Source organism: Streptomyces sp. NPDC016845 (genome assembly GCF_044332585.1).
In the GTDB taxonomy this organism is placed as follows: domain Bacteria; phylum Actinomycetota; class Actinomycetes; order Streptomycetales; family Streptomycetaceae; genus Streptomyces.
Map to the genome: position 1 here is coordinate 107,296 of NZ_JBIRPI010000017.1, position 12,354 is coordinate 119,649.

Annotated in this window: 16 protein-coding genes and 2 tRNA genes; 13 read left to right on the forward strand and 5 right to left on the reverse strand. The window is 71.8% G+C overall.

Translation table 11 applies throughout. The features are described from left to right. Positions 1–59: 59 nt before the first annotated feature. Complete coding sequence (locus tag ACH4RC_RS30465) at positions 60–644, reverse strand: nucleotidyltransferase domain-containing protein (protein ID WP_398206615.1); 585 nt, start codon at positions 642–644, stop codon at positions 60–62. Positions 645–1,087: 443 nt separating this feature from the next. Here ACH4RC_RS30465 and ACH4RC_RS30470 point away from each other — a divergent pair, with 443 nt between their 5' ends. Then, on the forward strand, positions 1,088–1,333 hold the full coding sequence (locus ACH4RC_RS30470; RefSeq protein WP_398206616.1) for a hypothetical protein: 246 nt from the start codon (positions 1,088–1,090) through the stop codon (positions 1,331–1,333). 28 nt (positions 1,334–1,361) lie between these two features. On the opposite strand, the gene ACH4RC_RS30475 is transcribed toward ACH4RC_RS30470, so the two are convergent. Next, on the reverse strand, positions 1,362–2,018 hold the full coding sequence (locus ACH4RC_RS30475; protein ID WP_398206618.1) for an SDR family oxidoreductase: 657 nt from the start codon (positions 2,016–2,018) through the stop codon (positions 1,362–1,364). A 531-nt stretch (positions 2,019–2,549) separates the two neighbouring features. Continuing rightward, complete coding sequence (locus tag ACH4RC_RS30480; RefSeq protein ID WP_398206620.1) at positions 2,550–3,812, reverse strand: amidohydrolase family protein; 1,263 nt, start codon at positions 3,810–3,812, stop codon at positions 2,550–2,552. Positions 3,813–4,004: 192 nt separating this feature from the next. On the opposite strand from ACH4RC_RS30480, the gene ACH4RC_RS30485 reads away from it, so the two are divergent. From ACH4RC_RS30485 to ACH4RC_RS30525, 9 genes are all read left to right on the forward strand, one after another. Then, positions 4,005–4,077: transfer RNA gene (locus ACH4RC_RS30485), tRNA-Thr, on the forward strand. 46 nt (positions 4,078–4,123) lie between these two features. Next, a tRNA-Met gene (locus tag ACH4RC_RS30490) sits at positions 4,124–4,196 on the forward strand. 90 nt (positions 4,197–4,286) lie between these two features. After that, positions 4,287–4,451 carry a 50S ribosomal protein L33 gene (rpmG, locus tag ACH4RC_RS30495; protein ID WP_003948671.1) on the forward strand — a complete coding sequence of 55 codons (165 nt, stop codon included), beginning with the start codon at positions 4,287–4,289 and terminating at the stop codon, positions 4,449–4,451. Positions 4,452–4,527: 76 nt separating this feature from the next. Next, positions 4,528–4,980 (forward strand): MaoC family dehydratase N-terminal domain-containing protein, encoded by a 453-nt coding sequence (locus ACH4RC_RS30500; RefSeq protein ID WP_398206622.1) that lies wholly within the window; start codon positions 4,528–4,530, stop codon positions 4,978–4,980. Between the two features lie 2 nt (positions 4,981–4,982). Beyond that, a complete protein-coding gene (locus ACH4RC_RS30505) occupies positions 4,983–5,411 on the forward strand; it encodes a MaoC family dehydratase (RefSeq protein WP_398206623.1) in 429 nt (142 codons plus the stop codon). 151 nt (positions 5,412–5,562) lie between these two features. Further along, on the forward strand, positions 5,563–6,111 hold the full coding sequence (locus ACH4RC_RS30510) for a TetR/AcrR family transcriptional regulator (protein WP_398206625.1): 549 nt from the start codon (positions 5,563–5,565) through the stop codon (positions 6,109–6,111). A gap of 138 nt (positions 6,112–6,249) precedes the next feature. Then, the gene (locus ACH4RC_RS30515) at positions 6,250–7,695 is read left to right on the forward strand and encodes a DHA2 family efflux MFS transporter permease subunit (RefSeq protein ID WP_398206626.1); all 1,446 of its coding nucleotides are present in this window, start codon (positions 6,250–6,252) and stop codon (positions 7,693–7,695) included. Positions 7,696–7,722: 27 nt separating this feature from the next. Next, a complete protein-coding gene (locus ACH4RC_RS30520; protein WP_398206628.1) occupies positions 7,723–8,103 on the forward strand; it encodes a DUF3291 domain-containing protein in 381 nt (126 codons plus the stop codon). A gap of 84 nt (positions 8,104–8,187) precedes the next feature. Further along, positions 8,188–9,243, forward strand: coding sequence for a UDP-N-acetylmuramate dehydrogenase (locus ACH4RC_RS30525; RefSeq protein WP_398206630.1), 1,056 nt, complete (start codon positions 8,188–8,190; stop codon positions 9,241–9,243). Here the strand turns inward: ACH4RC_RS30525 and ACH4RC_RS30530 are convergent. Continuing rightward, on the reverse strand, positions 9,209–9,934 hold the full coding sequence (locus ACH4RC_RS30530; RefSeq protein ID WP_398206632.1) for a hypothetical protein: 726 nt from the start codon (positions 9,932–9,934) through the stop codon (positions 9,209–9,211). The two genes, ACH4RC_RS30525 and ACH4RC_RS30530, sit on opposite strands and share 35 nt — an antisense overlap. Between ACH4RC_RS30530 and ACH4RC_RS30535 the strand changes: the two genes are divergently transcribed. Next, on the forward strand, positions 9,933–10,751 hold the full coding sequence (locus tag ACH4RC_RS30535; protein WP_398206634.1) for a hypothetical protein: 819 nt from the start codon (positions 9,933–9,935) through the stop codon (positions 10,749–10,751). The two genes, ACH4RC_RS30530 and ACH4RC_RS30535, sit on opposite strands and share 2 nt — an antisense overlap. Here the strand turns inward: ACH4RC_RS30535 and ACH4RC_RS30540 are convergent. After that, on the reverse strand, positions 10,748–11,386 hold the full coding sequence (locus ACH4RC_RS30540; protein WP_398206635.1) for an NAD(P)-dependent oxidoreductase: 639 nt from the start codon (positions 11,384–11,386) through the stop codon (positions 10,748–10,750). The genes ACH4RC_RS30535 and ACH4RC_RS30540 overlap by 4 nt on opposite strands. Positions 11,387–11,512: 126 nt before the next feature. On the opposite strand from ACH4RC_RS30540, the gene ACH4RC_RS30545 reads away from it, so the two are divergent. Together ACH4RC_RS30545 and ACH4RC_RS30550 are read left to right on the forward strand one after the other, a co-directional pair. Next, positions 11,513–12,118, forward strand: coding sequence for a TetR/AcrR family transcriptional regulator (locus ACH4RC_RS30545; protein ID WP_398206637.1), 606 nt, complete (start codon positions 11,513–11,515; stop codon positions 12,116–12,118). A 110-nt stretch (positions 12,119–12,228) separates the two neighbouring features. Beyond that, positions 12,229–12,354: a hypothetical protein gene (locus ACH4RC_RS30550; protein ID WP_398206638.1), complete on the forward strand. Its 126-nt coding sequence runs from the start codon at positions 12,229–12,231 to the stop codon at positions 12,352–12,354.

The window sequence follows — 12,354 nt, forward strand, 5'->3', positions numbered from 1 at the left end:
TTGGGGGAAGCCCCCTCCGGATTCCGGAGGGGGCTTCGTCGTGTCCGGGCCCCGGACGTTCAGTGCGGCTCCACGTAGCCCTCGCGCAGCGGCCCTCCGACGAGCTCCAGGACCTTCTCCGCCGCTGCCGCCAGCGGGCCCGGGTCGGCGTGCTCCGCGACCGTGCGGTGGCCGGAGAGCAGGGCTGCGCCCAAGGCCGGGTCCGCGGCGAGCAGGCGGCGGGGGAGCCAGCGGCCGATGCCCGTCCAGGCGTTGTGGTGCGCGGTCAGCAGGTGGGCTGCCTCACGCAACGTGGAACCGGCGGTCGCCAGCTGCTCGTACCGCTCGTTCGGCGCAGTGTCGAGCAGATCGTCCATGAAGCAGGTCAGGACGTAACGGCTGCGTTCCCGCTCGGCCAAGGTCAGTGGGGCGGGGCCCGCCGCGAGGAGCTCACGGGCGCGTTCACGGGCCGCGAGTACGTGCCCATGCGGGTCGAACAGCGGTACGCCCTGGTCGTAGATGAACAGCATCGTGCCGCGGCGCAGGCGGCGATCCCGCTCGAAGGCGGCAGGAAGGTCGCGAGGGGTGCGCAGGAACAGCTCGACCGGCCTCCCCTCGTGACGCAGCACCTCACGGCGACCGGCGTTCCCGTCGGGCAGCAGCACCGCCAGATCCAGGTCGCTGGTCGGCCGCGCGCGACCCCGCGCCGCGAGCCATCCAGCACGGCACCCAGGGCCTGTGGGAAGCGCTCGGAGAGCAGCCGCAGGGCCTGGGCGGTCGGGGTAACGTCGGGGGCCGTCTCGGACGGTCTGGGGTGCTCTGTGGGCGAGGCGTGATCATCCATGCGGTACGGGTCTACCGGCGCACACGCATCCTCGTCCACCCTGCCAACGGCCAACGGGCAAGCAGCGCTCTTATGGGACGCATGGGTGCGGGCCCAAGGCGAACCGGCCTGGTACACACGGGCGTTCGGGCCAGGGGCGCGGGGTCCGCCCGGCCTCGGCCCGGTTCGCTCTGGGACACCTCGATCCGGTGGCGGCCCCGTGCACCAGGAGGCCGCGTCGCGCTTCACCGTGTGCCCGCGGCGATCACGACGCAGACTTGACCCATGTCATCCACGTCGACCGCGTCAACAACACCCTCAGTGTCCCGCCGCCGCGCCTGCCCCGAGTGTCGTCGCGACATCGCCGTCGTCGGGGGCCGCTTCGCCCGCCACGACCCGCCGGGCGCCCGCGCCGCGGGCGAGTTGGTGTCCTGCCCCGGCTCTCGCCGCAGGGCTCAACTCGGCGCGGTGCAGGACGCGCTCGACGGGTACGAGGTGCCGTATGTTCCCGGGCAACTGCCCTTGTTCTGAACGGCTTTGGAGGCGACGCCCGCGAGCCTCAGTTTCCGGCGATCGACTTGACGGCCACCGTCACCGGTGTCGAACCGGAGACCAGTTCGAGCGTCAGCCCCGCCGTGGCGGTCGTGTCCACGAGCTCGGCGATGACCGCGGCCACGTCGTCGCGCGGCACCGAGCCGCGCCCGGTCGAGGCCTCCAGGCGGACGAGCCCGGTGCCCGCGTCGTCCGTCAGGGACCCGGGCCGCAGGATCGTCCAGTCCAGGCCGGTACGACGGCGTACGTCGTCGTCGGCCGCGCCCTTGGCCCGCAGGTAGACGTCGAACACCTCGTCGCCCTCGTGCGCGGAGTCCGCGCCCATGGACGACACGACGATGTACCGGCGCACCCCGGCCCTTTCCGCCGCGTCCGCGAACAGGACGGCGGCGCCCCGGTCCACGGTGTCCTTGCGGGGAGCACCGCTGTTCGGGCCCGCGCCCGCCGCGAAGACGGCCGCGTCCGCGCCCTGGAGATGCGCGGCGACCTCCTCCACGGACGCCGACTCCAGATCGCACAGGACCGGCTCCGCACCGGCGGCGCGCAGGTCGTCGCCCTGCTCCGCCTTGCGGATGATTCCCGCGACCTCGTCCCCGCGCGCGGCGAGCACCCGCTCAAGCCGCAACGCGATCTGACCATGACCTCCAGCAATGACAATGCGCATGCCTCCGACCGTACGCCGGGCAGCGACAGTTCACCGCGCAACCATGCGGACGCGGGCCCGGCGCGGCCCGTACTCGGGTGAGCGGGCCGTGCCTGCCGCGCCAATGGGGAGCCCACACGTACGCGCGCGTGCCCGGCACCCGGTGACGACGTCTCACCTCGCAACCACGCCCGTTCGCATGTCGCTTGGGGCCAGCCTGGGTGACGTGCCCGTGCCTGCCTGGTGACGTGCCCGTGCCTGCCTGGGTGACGTGCCCGCGCCTGACTGAGTGACGTGTTCGCACCTGGTTGGGTCGCATGCGCGCGCCTGCCTTGGTGACGTGGCCGCGCCCTGCTGGGTGACATGCACGCGCTGCCGCGCACCCGGCCCAACGAGCTCGACCCCCTGCACGCGCTGCCGCGCACCCGGCCCAACGAGCTCGACCCCATGCACGCGCTGCCGCGCACCCGGCCCAACGAGCTCGACCCCCTGCACGCGCGCGTGATCCCCCGGCCCCAAGCCGCAGCCCGCCCCCCACCCGGACCCGACCGCCTACCCCGCTCCGCCCCCGTACTTCGCCGCACGCCCCTGACGCGGGAGATCCAGCGCCACCGCCGCCGCCGAATCGCAGTACTCCCGCACCGCGCTGGTCCGGGCCACCACGCGGCCCCGGTGGACCACGATCCGGCTGTACCCGAGGGACAGCACGCCGGCCAGCCGTTCACCTCGTACCGCCAGCAACTCCGCGGGGAAGCCCGCCTCCAGGCGTACCTCCGGGAGGCCGAGCGCCGCCCTGGCCGCGGAGCTGACCGCGTCGTACGCGTCCTCGGGGCGCAGGCCGTACCGCGAGGCCAGCAAGTACGCGGCCTCCAGCGGATCGCCCCGGCCCACGGGGTTCGACAGGTCCCGCAGCGCGCCGCTGCCCGCGGCGACCCGTACGCCGGCCGCTCGCAGCAGGCGGACGGGCGCCGTGCCGCGGCCGTCGACTCCGGCGCAGCCGCCCTGCGGCAGGCACACGGCCGTCACTCCGGCGGCGGCGAGCCGGTCCACGGCGCGCCGTGCCGCTTCGGCGGGCATCCGCGCGAGCCCGCCGAGGGGGCCCACGGCGACCCCGGAGCGCAGCCCGCCCGCGGCGGCCGCGAGCCGGCCGAGCCGCGCCGAGTCCGCCCCGTCCGTGTGCAGGTCGACCGGGCAGCCGTGCTCGGCGGCGAGCTCGAGGACCGCCTCCACGTAGCCCGTCGGATCGGGGTCGAGGTCGGGGCAGCCGCCGACCACGGAGGCGCCCATCTTCACGGCGTCGCGCAGCATGGCGAGCCCGTCCGCCCCGGCGATGCCGGTCAGCAGCCGGGGCATCGCCACGGTCCGCAGGTCGGCGAGGCCCACCAGGGAGCGCCGCGCCTTGAGGGCGGCCTCCATGGAGCCGAGCCCTTCCATGTCGCCGATCCGCACATGGGAGCGCAGTGCGGTGGCCCCGTGCCCCAGTTGCAGCAGAGCGGCCTCGGTGGCGCGGCGCTGGACGTCCTCGGCCTCGTAGGAGACAGGGCCCTCCGCCTCGGCGGACAGAGCCGTGTCGCCGTGCGCGTGCGGCTCGGCGGGGGCGGGCAGCAGGAGGTAGCCGGAGAGGTCCACGCGCGCGGTGTGAGCGGCGGTGAGGCTGCCGGCCGTGCCGACCGCCTCGATCCGGCCGCCGCCGAGCCGTACGTCCACGGTCCTGCCGTCGGTGAGCCTGGCACCGCTCAGCAACAGACCGGAGCCGTCGGTCGCGTCGTCCCGGGCGCCGGGGGAGGGGGGCTGCTGAGGCGGGCTGTCGGGCATCGCGCTCCAGAGGGCTCGTCGGGGCTCGGCCCGCGGCAAGATCACGCAGGCTGGTCCGAGCCTAGGACGACGGCGGGGGAGCTTCGAGGAACCCGAAATAGTCGTACAGATGGGGTCCGTGGGGTGGGCGTGCCGTGCGCCCGAAACGGATTTGGGCGATCGGCGGGCAACCGTGTAATGTCTTCATCGCTCGCCCCAATAGCTCAGTCGGTAGAGCGTCTCCATGGTAAGGAGAAGGTCTGCGGTTCGATTCCGCATTGGGGCTCTGGTGTGAAGTTCCCTCACCTCCAGGTGAGGGGTCATCGCATCACAGCGGTGTAGCTCAGTCGGTAGAGCAAGCGGCTCATAATCGCTGTGTCACCGGTTCAAGTCCGGTCACCGCTACTGACAGTAGCCGATTGTGGGGTCGGTCCTTCGATCGGCTACTCTTTTATGCGTTAATCCTGTCCCATCCGTTCGTCAAGGAGCACTCACGTGGCTGCCACCGACGTCCGCCCGAAGATCACGCTGGCCTGCGTGGAGTGCAAGGAGCGGAACTACATCACCAAGAAGAACCGGCGTAACAACCCGGACCGACTGGAGATGAAGAAGCACTGCCCGCGTTGCAACGCGCACACCGCGCACCGCGAAACGCGATAAATCAGGCTCGTACACGAGGCCGTCCCCGACAGGGGGCGGCCTCGTGTCGTTGACACACCCAGGAGGTGCCGAGTCCATGGCGCTCGACCAGTCCTTCGTGGGGCGGAGCTACCCGCCCACCGCCCCGTACGAGGTCGGCCGGGAGAAGATCCGTGAGTTCGCCGAGGCCGTGGGGGACACCAACCCCGCCTACGTCGACCCCGCGGCCGCCCGGCAGCTCGGCCACACCGACGTGATCGCCCCGCCGACCTTCGTGTTCGCGATCACCTTCAACGCCGCGGGCGAGGTCGTGCACGACCCGGAGCTCGGGCTCGACTACAGCCGTGTCGTGCACGGTGACCAGAAGTTCGCCTATACGCGCCCGGTGCGCGCGGGCGACAGGTTGACGGTCACGTCGACGATCGAGGGCATCAAGTCCCTCGCGGGCAACGACATCATCGACGTCCGCGGCGAGGTCCACGACGAGGCCGGCGACCACGTCGTCACCGCCTGGACCAAACTCGTCTCGCGCGCCGCAGAGGGGGCCTGACCATGGCGACGACCATCAGTTACGCGGAGGTCGAGGTCGGCACCGAGCTTCCGGCGCAGACCTTCCCGGTCACCCGCGCCACTCTTGTGCAGTACGCGGGCGCCTCCGGTGACTTCAACCCGATCCACTGGAACGAGAAGTTCGCGGTCGAGGTCGGCCTCCCTGACGTCATCGCGCACGGCATGTTCACCATGGCCGAGGCGATCCGCGTCGTCACGGACTGGGCCGGTGACCCGGCCGCCGTCGTCGAGTACGGCGTGCGCTTCACCAAGCCGGTCGTGGTGCCCAATGACGACAAGGGCGCCGAGATCGCCGTCAGCGCCAAGGTCGCGGCCAAGCTCGACGACAACCGCGTACGGGTCGATCTGACGGCCATGAGCGCGGGCCAGAAGGTTCTGGGGATGGCGCGGGCGGTCGTGCAGCTCGTCTGAGCGCCGGTTTCGGTAGCTGTCAGTAAGGGGCGTCCTCCATTGAGGGCGCCCCTTACGCATGGAGGGTGCCTCTCACGTGTGTCCTTGCGCACAGACCGGACTGCGGTTGACGTGGATAGTGATTGGCCACTAACTTCGTCGCATGGTCCGGATGAGTGCTGAGGAGCGGCGCGAGAGCGTCATCCGCGCGGCGATGACCGAATTCGCGCGGGGCGGCTACAAGGGAACGTCCACCGAGGCGATCGCCAAGCGGGTGGGCGTCTCGCAGCCGTACCTCTTCCGCCTCTTCCCGGGCAAGGAGGCCATCTTCCTGGAGGCCGCCCGCCGGTGCTGCGAGCGGACCACCCAGGTGTTCAAGGAGGCGTCCGAGGGGCTCGAGGGCGAGGCGGCTCACCATGCGATGGGCGCCGCGTACCAGGCGCTCATCGCGGACGATCCCGACCTGCTGCTCATGCAGATGCAGATGTACGTCGCCGTCGCCTCCGCGGAGGCGAGCGGGGATCGGGAGTTCGGGGAGTCGGTGCGGGCCGGCTGGATGGAGATGTACGACACGGCCCGTCTCGCCCTCGGTGCGGACGTGGGCGACGCGACGCACTTCCTCGCCTACGGAATGCTGATCAATGTCCTCGTGTCCATGGGCTTCCAGCCCGATCACCGGGTCTGGACGGGCTTCTACGAGTCGGTCCAGCCGCGGCAGTGAGTGACGGCCGGCCGCAACAGTGAGTGCGGCCGGCCGCAGCAGTAACCACTGCGCGCCGAAAGGGCGCGCGTTTTTGCGCCCGTAAAAGTTAGTCATCAATAACTAACCGCACGTCGACATGGATCCTGGGGGGACCCGATGTCAGCAACAAAGCCGCAGCAAGACACAGCCACCCGCGCGGGAGCCGTCTGGGCCCTCGTCATCACCAGCGTCGCCGGATTCATGGCGGCCCTCGACAACCTCGTCGTCACCACGGCCCTGCCCTCCATCCGCGAGGATCTCGGCGGAGCCCTGGACGACCTGGAATGGACCGTCAGCGCCTACACGCTCACCTTCGCCGTGCTGCTGATGTTCGGCGCCGCGCTCGGCGACCGGTTCGGCCGCAGGCGCCTCTTCCTGGCCGGTCTGACCGTGTTCACCGGAGCCTCCGCCGCCGCGGCCATGGCCACCGGCATCGAGTCGCTGATCGCGGCCCGCGCGGTCCAGGGCGTCGGCGCGGCGATCATGATGCCGCTGACGCTGACCCTGCTCACCGCGGCGGTCCCGGCCGCCAAGCGCGGCATGGCGTACGGCATCTGGGGCGCCGTCAACGGGCTCGCCGTCGCCTCCGGGCCGCTCATCGGCGGCAGCCTCACCGAACACGTCTCCTGGCACTGGATCTTCTGGCTCAACGTCCCGCTCGGCCTGGCGCTTCTGCCGCTCGCCCGGCTGCGCCTGAAGGAGTCCCGCGGCTCCGGCGCCCCGCTCGACATCGTGGGCACCGTCCTCGCCAGCGGCGGGCTCTTCGGCATCGTGTACGGCCTGGTGCGCGCGCCCATGGACGGGTGGACCAGCCCCGTCGTCCTGCTCGGTCTCTTCGCGGGCGCCGCTCTGCTCGCCGGATTCGTCCACCACGGCATCCGCGCGAAGAACCCCATGCTTCCCATGCGCCTCTTCCGGTCCCGCGCCTTCGCCGGGATCAACGCCGCGAGCCTGCTGATGTTCCTCGGCATGTTCGGGTCGATCTTCCTGCTGAGCCAGTTCATGCAGGGCGTCCTCGGCTACTCGCCGACCGAGGCGGGCCTGCGGATGCTGCCGTGGACCGGGATGCCGATGCTGATCGCACCCGTCGCCGGCTATCTGTCCGACCGGATCGGCGGCCGCCCGGTCGTCGCCACCGGTCTGTTCCTGCAGGCCGTCGGGCTCGCGTACTACGCCATGACGGTCGCGGTCGACGTCTCCTACGCCGCCCAGCTGCCCGCGCTGATCATCAGCGGCGTGGGGATGTCCCTCTACTTCGCCCCCGCGTCCAACCTCGTCATGTCCAGCGTCCGGACGCACGAGCAGGGCATCGCCTCCGGCTCCAACAACGCCCTGCGCGAGGTCGGCGGAGCACTCGGCATCGCGATCATGGCGTCGATCTTCTCGGCGAACGGCGGCTACGACTCGGCCCCGCACTTCGTGAGCGGCATCGAGCCCGCCTTGTGGGTGGGTTCCGCGGCCGTGGCCGTGGCCGGTGTCGCCACCTTGTTCATCCCGGGGCGACGCCCCACGACAGGTGTAGGGCCGGAAGCCCAGCCCGCCCCCGTCCTGGAAAACGCCTGACGCCGGCCCGCCGGAAGGGACACCGCAATGCCGACCCTGCCCTGGACCGCCCGGAACACCCCGCCCACGCGCGCGGAGGCCATCGTCTTCGCCTCGCGCTTCGAGACCCGCACCCTGTGGGGCGCGCTGAAGTTCCTGCTCCGTACGCCCACTGTCTGGCGCCAGGTGAGCCGGGCCCCCGGCGGCTACGGAGCCACGCTGAAGGCGGCACCCCTCAAGCGCACCTTCTGGACCCTGTCCGCCTGGGAGTCCGCCGACGCGCTCAAAACCTTCGCGGCCTCGACGCCGCACGGGCCGGTCGCGGACGGACTGCGCACGCAGATGCTGTCCTTCGCCCACCGCACCTGGCGGACGACCACGGACGAGCTGCCCGTCGACTGGAAGGACGCCATGCGGCGCTTCGAATGAGCCGGTCGCCCCGGCACAGCACCGCGCCTGCTACGAGAACGGCCCCGCCCAGGACGGCGGGGCCGTTCTCGTACCCTGGAGCGCGTGCAGGAACTCCACGACGCGCCCCTCGCCCCCCTGACCACCTTCCGGCTCGGCGGCCCCGCCACCCGGCTCCTCACCGCGACGACCGACCTCGAGGTCGTCGACGCGGTGCGCGAGGCCGACGCCGCGGGCACCCCGCTGCTGATCATCGGCGGCGGCAGCAACCTCGTCATCGGCGACAAGGGCTTCGCGGGCACCGCCCTGCGCATCGCCACCAAGGGCTTCGCGCTCGACGGCACGAAGCTGGAGCTGGCGGCGGGCGAGGTGTGGACCGACGCCGTCGAGCGCACCGTCGAGGCGGGGCTCGCGGGCATCGAGTGCCTCGCCGGCATCCCCGGCTCCGCGGGCGCGACGCCGATCCAGAACGTGGGCGCGTACGGCCAGGAGGTCTCCGCCACGATCACCGAGGTGGTCGCCTACGACCGCACGCTGGGCGAGACCGTCACCGTCCCGAACGCCGAATGCGCCTTCTCCTACCGCCACAGCCGCTTCAAGGCCGAACCCGACCGCTACGTGGTGCTCCGGGTCCGCTTCGGTCTTGAGGACGCGGGCGGGCTCAGCGCGCCGCTCAAGTACCCCGAGACCGCCCGCGCCCTCGGCGTCGAGGCGGGCGACCGGGTGCCCGCCGCCACCGCGCGCGAGACCGTCCTGAAGCTGCGCGCAGGGAAGGGCATGGTGCTCGACCCGGAGGACCACGACACCTGGTCGGCCGGGTCGTTCTTCACCAACCCGATCCTCACCGAGGAGGAGTTCGCCGCCTTCCACGCGCGCGTGGCCGAACGGCTGGGCGCAGATGTGAAGGCGCCCGCGTTCCCCGCGGGGGAGGGGCTCACCAAGACCTCGGCCGCCTGGCTCATCGACAAGGCGGGCTTCACCAAGGGCTACGGCACCGGACCGGCCCGCATCTCCACCAAGCACACCCTCGCCCTCACCAACCGCGGCGCGGCCACCACCGAGGACCTCCTCGCCCTGGCCCGGGAGGTCGTGGCGGGCGTCCGCGAGGCGCTCGGGGTCACGCTGGTCAATGAGCCGGTGACCATCGGCGTACGTCTCTGAGCTGCGCTTCTTCGTTGACCTGAGCGGTCATCGCCCCTGATAGTGGCGGCGTCGAGACGATCGACACGCACATCAGGGGTGGGGACCACACATGCAGGAGAACGACGGGCAGTCCGTGCTGCCCGCCTACGAGCGCGCCCAGTCGCTGCTGCGCGCGGGGGAGCTGTCGCAGGCACGCGCCGAGGCACGGCGGGCTCTCGACGAGCACGGGCCGCACGCGGGGCTCTACGCGGTCCTCGGGCGGGCTCACGCGGCCGAGGAGGAGGACGACCACGACACCGAGGCGGAGCGCGCCTACCGGGCCGGTCTCGACGCCTTCCCGGACGATCTCGACCTGCTCGCCGGGTACGCCGAGTTCGGGCTCGCCGGGGACGTCATGGAGCAGCCGGGGCGCAGGGCGCGCGGGCAGCGGGCGGCGGACCGGCTGACTGAGCTGGCCCCCGGCTCCCCGCAGGCGCTGCGGGTCGCGGAGGTGTCCGGGCACGGCGGCGGGTTCCGGCCGCCGTCCCTCGCGTACGTCCAGCGCCACGACGCGAGGGCGGCGCTGAACAGGCGTCGCCCTCGATGTCCTGGCGCTGCAGGCCCAGGAGGCCGCCCACGCCTGGCCGTACGACCGGCGCCTCGCCGTCCGCGCCGAGACGCTGGCCGCGCTGGCCGCTCCGTACGGGAACCGGGGCATCGTCGCGACCATGCTCGGTTCCCCGTACCGGAGTGCGCTCGTGCTGTGCGGGGTGCTCTCAGCCTGGCTGCTCGCCGTGCCCGCGCTCGGCCTGTCCTGGCAGTACTGCCTGCTCGGCCTGGTCGTGGCCGTCCCCGTCCGGATGGAGCGGTCCCTGCTGAGGCGGGCCCGCCGCGAGGCCGAGCGACGCCTGCCCGCCGGGTACGCGGCGCCCGCGCCCGGCGCCCCCGACATCCCGCTCCCCACACGCCGTGAACGGGCCTCCATGGCGCTGGCGCTCGTGGTCACGGCAGGGGCGGTGCTCGGGTCCGTGGGATGGCAGTACACGCGCGCGACGGAGTACCCGCGTTACGTGGCTGTGGTGCCGCAGTCGTTCCACGGGGTTCCGCTGTCCCCGGCCATGGACACCGTCTTCGACGGCTTCTTCGAGGACACGCCGTTGCCGTCCGGCGCGCGGACGTTCTCGGGCTACTACAAGGACGAGGAGACCGGTGTCGCGATCATCCTCGTGGGAGCCACGGGTGACCTGCACGCCGAGGACCCCGACGCCTTGTTCGGGAGTATGCGGGAGGGCGACAGCGCGCTCGGCGGCGGAGCGCAGGACACCTGGAGCGCCGACCCGGGGAGGCTCGGTGGCCGTATGGAATGTGTGACGTACCGCACCGCTGTCGACGGTGGACTGGGCGCCTGCACCTGGATCGACAAGGGCAGCATCGGCATGGTGATGACCGGCCCCGCCCGCACCAGCGACCATGCCGTGCCGGCCCGGATCGCCCGGGAACTGCGACAGGCGACCCTGTCGCCGCCCGCGGACGACGGCGCCGTCTAGTACGCCACCCCCACCCCCTGCTTGACCGTCGCCCGGTCGTCCATCATGGCCAGCATCGCGTGTGCCACGTCCGCGCGGCCGATGAAGCGGCCCGCGCGCGGGGAGCCGCCCACGACCTTGCGGTACGTGCCCGTCAGCGGCTTGTCCTGGAGGCGCGGGGGGCGCACCGAGGTCCAGTCCGTCGCGCTGAGCGCCAACTCGGCCTCCATGGCGGCCAGATCGGCGTAGACGTCCTTGAGTATCGAGCCGATCACCTTCAGCATCGCGCGGTCGGCCAGAGGCGAGTCGGCGGGGTGCGGGCCGACCGGGGCGGCGCTGACCACAAGGAGCCGGCGCGTGCCCTCCGCGTCCATGGCCCTCAGCACCGAACGCGTCAGCTCCGCCGCGATCCCCGTCCGCGCGTCCGCGCGCTTGCGGGGGCCGAGGCCGGACAGCACGGCGTCGCGGCCCGCTACCGCCGGGCGCAGCGAGCCGGGGTCGCCCAGGTCGCCCCGGACCACCTCCAGGCGCTCACCCGTGGCGGTGAAACGCGCGGGGTCCCGTACGACCGCCGTGACCTCGTGACCGGCGCCGAGGGCCTGCCGGACGATCTCCTGCCCGATGCCTCCATTGGCGCCGAAAACCGTGAGCTTCATGACGTACCTCCAAGTGAGGACCGCAGAGCAGGGCGAGTGAACGGAGGTTGGTGAGCATTCACTCACCCCCGTCTCCCTTAGGGTGAGTGAGTACTCACCCTCACGTCAAGCTTGGTTGGAGCCGCCATGGACCAGAAACCGGCCCGGGTCCGCATCGTCGACGCGGCCCACGACCTCATGCGGGACATCGGCCTCGCCCGCACCACGACCAAGCAGATCGCCAAAGCGGCAGGGTGCTCCGAAGCCGCGCTCTACAAGTACTTCGCGAACAAGGAGGAGCTGTTCGTGACAGTCCTCAACGAGCGTCTCCCGAAGCTCGGCTCCCTCCTCGGCCGGCTGCTCAGCGAGGGCGGCCAGTACCCCGACCGCACGATCGAGGAGAACCTCACCGACATCGCCAGGGAAGCGGCCCTCTTCTACGAGCAGACGTTCCCGATGGCCGCGTCCCTGTACGCGGAACCCCAGCTCAAGCGCCGTCATGAAGAGGTCATGCGTGAGCTGGGCACAGGCCCGCACCGCCCGATCCAGGGCCTCGACGCCTACCTGAGAGCCGAACAGAGAGCGGGCCGCATCAGCGCCGGGGCCGACACCTACGCCGCCGCGTCCCTCCTCCTGGGCGCCTGCGCCCAGCGCGCCTTCGCCTACGACATGTCCCCGGACCGCAAGCCTCCGCAGCCGGTGGACGAGTTCGCGGCCCAAATTGCGCACACCCTGCTCACAGGAATCGCATAAAGCCCTCCCGTCTCAGGGGGGATCATTCATGCGTGCGGTGGCACGCCGTGCCGCCGTGTCCGCGGTGAGCATGGTGCTGGTGGGGACAGTCGCGACGACAGGATGCGGCCGTGCCGCCCATGCCGGGGACGGCAGCGGGGGAGGACCTGCGCGGGGCCATGTTCGAGGAGGACCTGCTCCCCATGGCCGTCACCATGCCGGCCTCGGGCATCACCCCGCCCCCGCAGGGACTGTGA

What these genes read in the sequence shown, in the direction of transcription:
- ACH4RC_RS30530 (WP_398206632.1), bottom strand. Translation starts at nt 9,934, where the DNA reads ATGGTCGCGACGATGCCCCGGTTCCCGTACGGAGCGGCCAGCGCGGCC.
- ACH4RC_RS30545 (WP_398206637.1), top strand. Translation starts at nt 11,513, where the DNA reads ATGGACCAGAAACCGGCCCGGGTCCGCATCGTCGACGCGGCCCACGAC.
- ACH4RC_RS30480 (WP_398206620.1), bottom strand. Translation starts at nt 3,812, where the DNA reads ATGCCCGACAGCCCGCCTCAGCAGCCCCCCTCCCCCGGCGCCCGGGAC.
- ACH4RC_RS30505 (WP_398206623.1), top strand. Translation starts at nt 4,983, where the DNA reads ATGGCGACGACCATCAGTTACGCGGAGGTCGAGGTCGGCACCGAGCTT.
- ACH4RC_RS30520 (WP_398206628.1), top strand. Translation starts at nt 7,723, where the DNA reads ATGCCGACCCTGCCCTGGACCGCCCGGAACACCCCGCCCACGCGCGCG.
- ACH4RC_RS30535 (WP_398206634.1), top strand. Translation starts at nt 9,933, where the DNA reads ATGCTCGGTTCCCCGTACCGGAGTGCGCTCGTGCTGTGCGGGGTGCTC.
- ACH4RC_RS30500 (WP_398206622.1), top strand. Translation starts at nt 4,528, where the DNA reads ATGGCGCTCGACCAGTCCTTCGTGGGGCGGAGCTACCCGCCCACCGCC.
- ACH4RC_RS30470 (WP_398206616.1), top strand. Translation starts at nt 1,088, where the DNA reads ATGTCATCCACGTCGACCGCGTCAACAACACCCTCAGTGTCCCGCCGC.
- ACH4RC_RS30475 (WP_398206618.1), bottom strand. Translation starts at nt 2,018, where the DNA reads ATGCGCATTGTCATTGCTGGAGGTCATGGTCAGATCGCGTTGCGGCTT.
- ACH4RC_RS30510 (WP_398206625.1), top strand. Translation starts at nt 5,563, where the DNA reads ATGAGTGCTGAGGAGCGGCGCGAGAGCGTCATCCGCGCGGCGATGACC.
- ACH4RC_RS30515 (WP_398206626.1), top strand. Translation starts at nt 6,250, where the DNA reads ATGTCAGCAACAAAGCCGCAGCAAGACACAGCCACCCGCGCGGGAGCC.
- ACH4RC_RS30540 (WP_398206635.1), bottom strand. Translation starts at nt 11,386, where the DNA reads ATGAAGCTCACGGTTTTCGGCGCCAATGGAGGCATCGGGCAGGAGATC.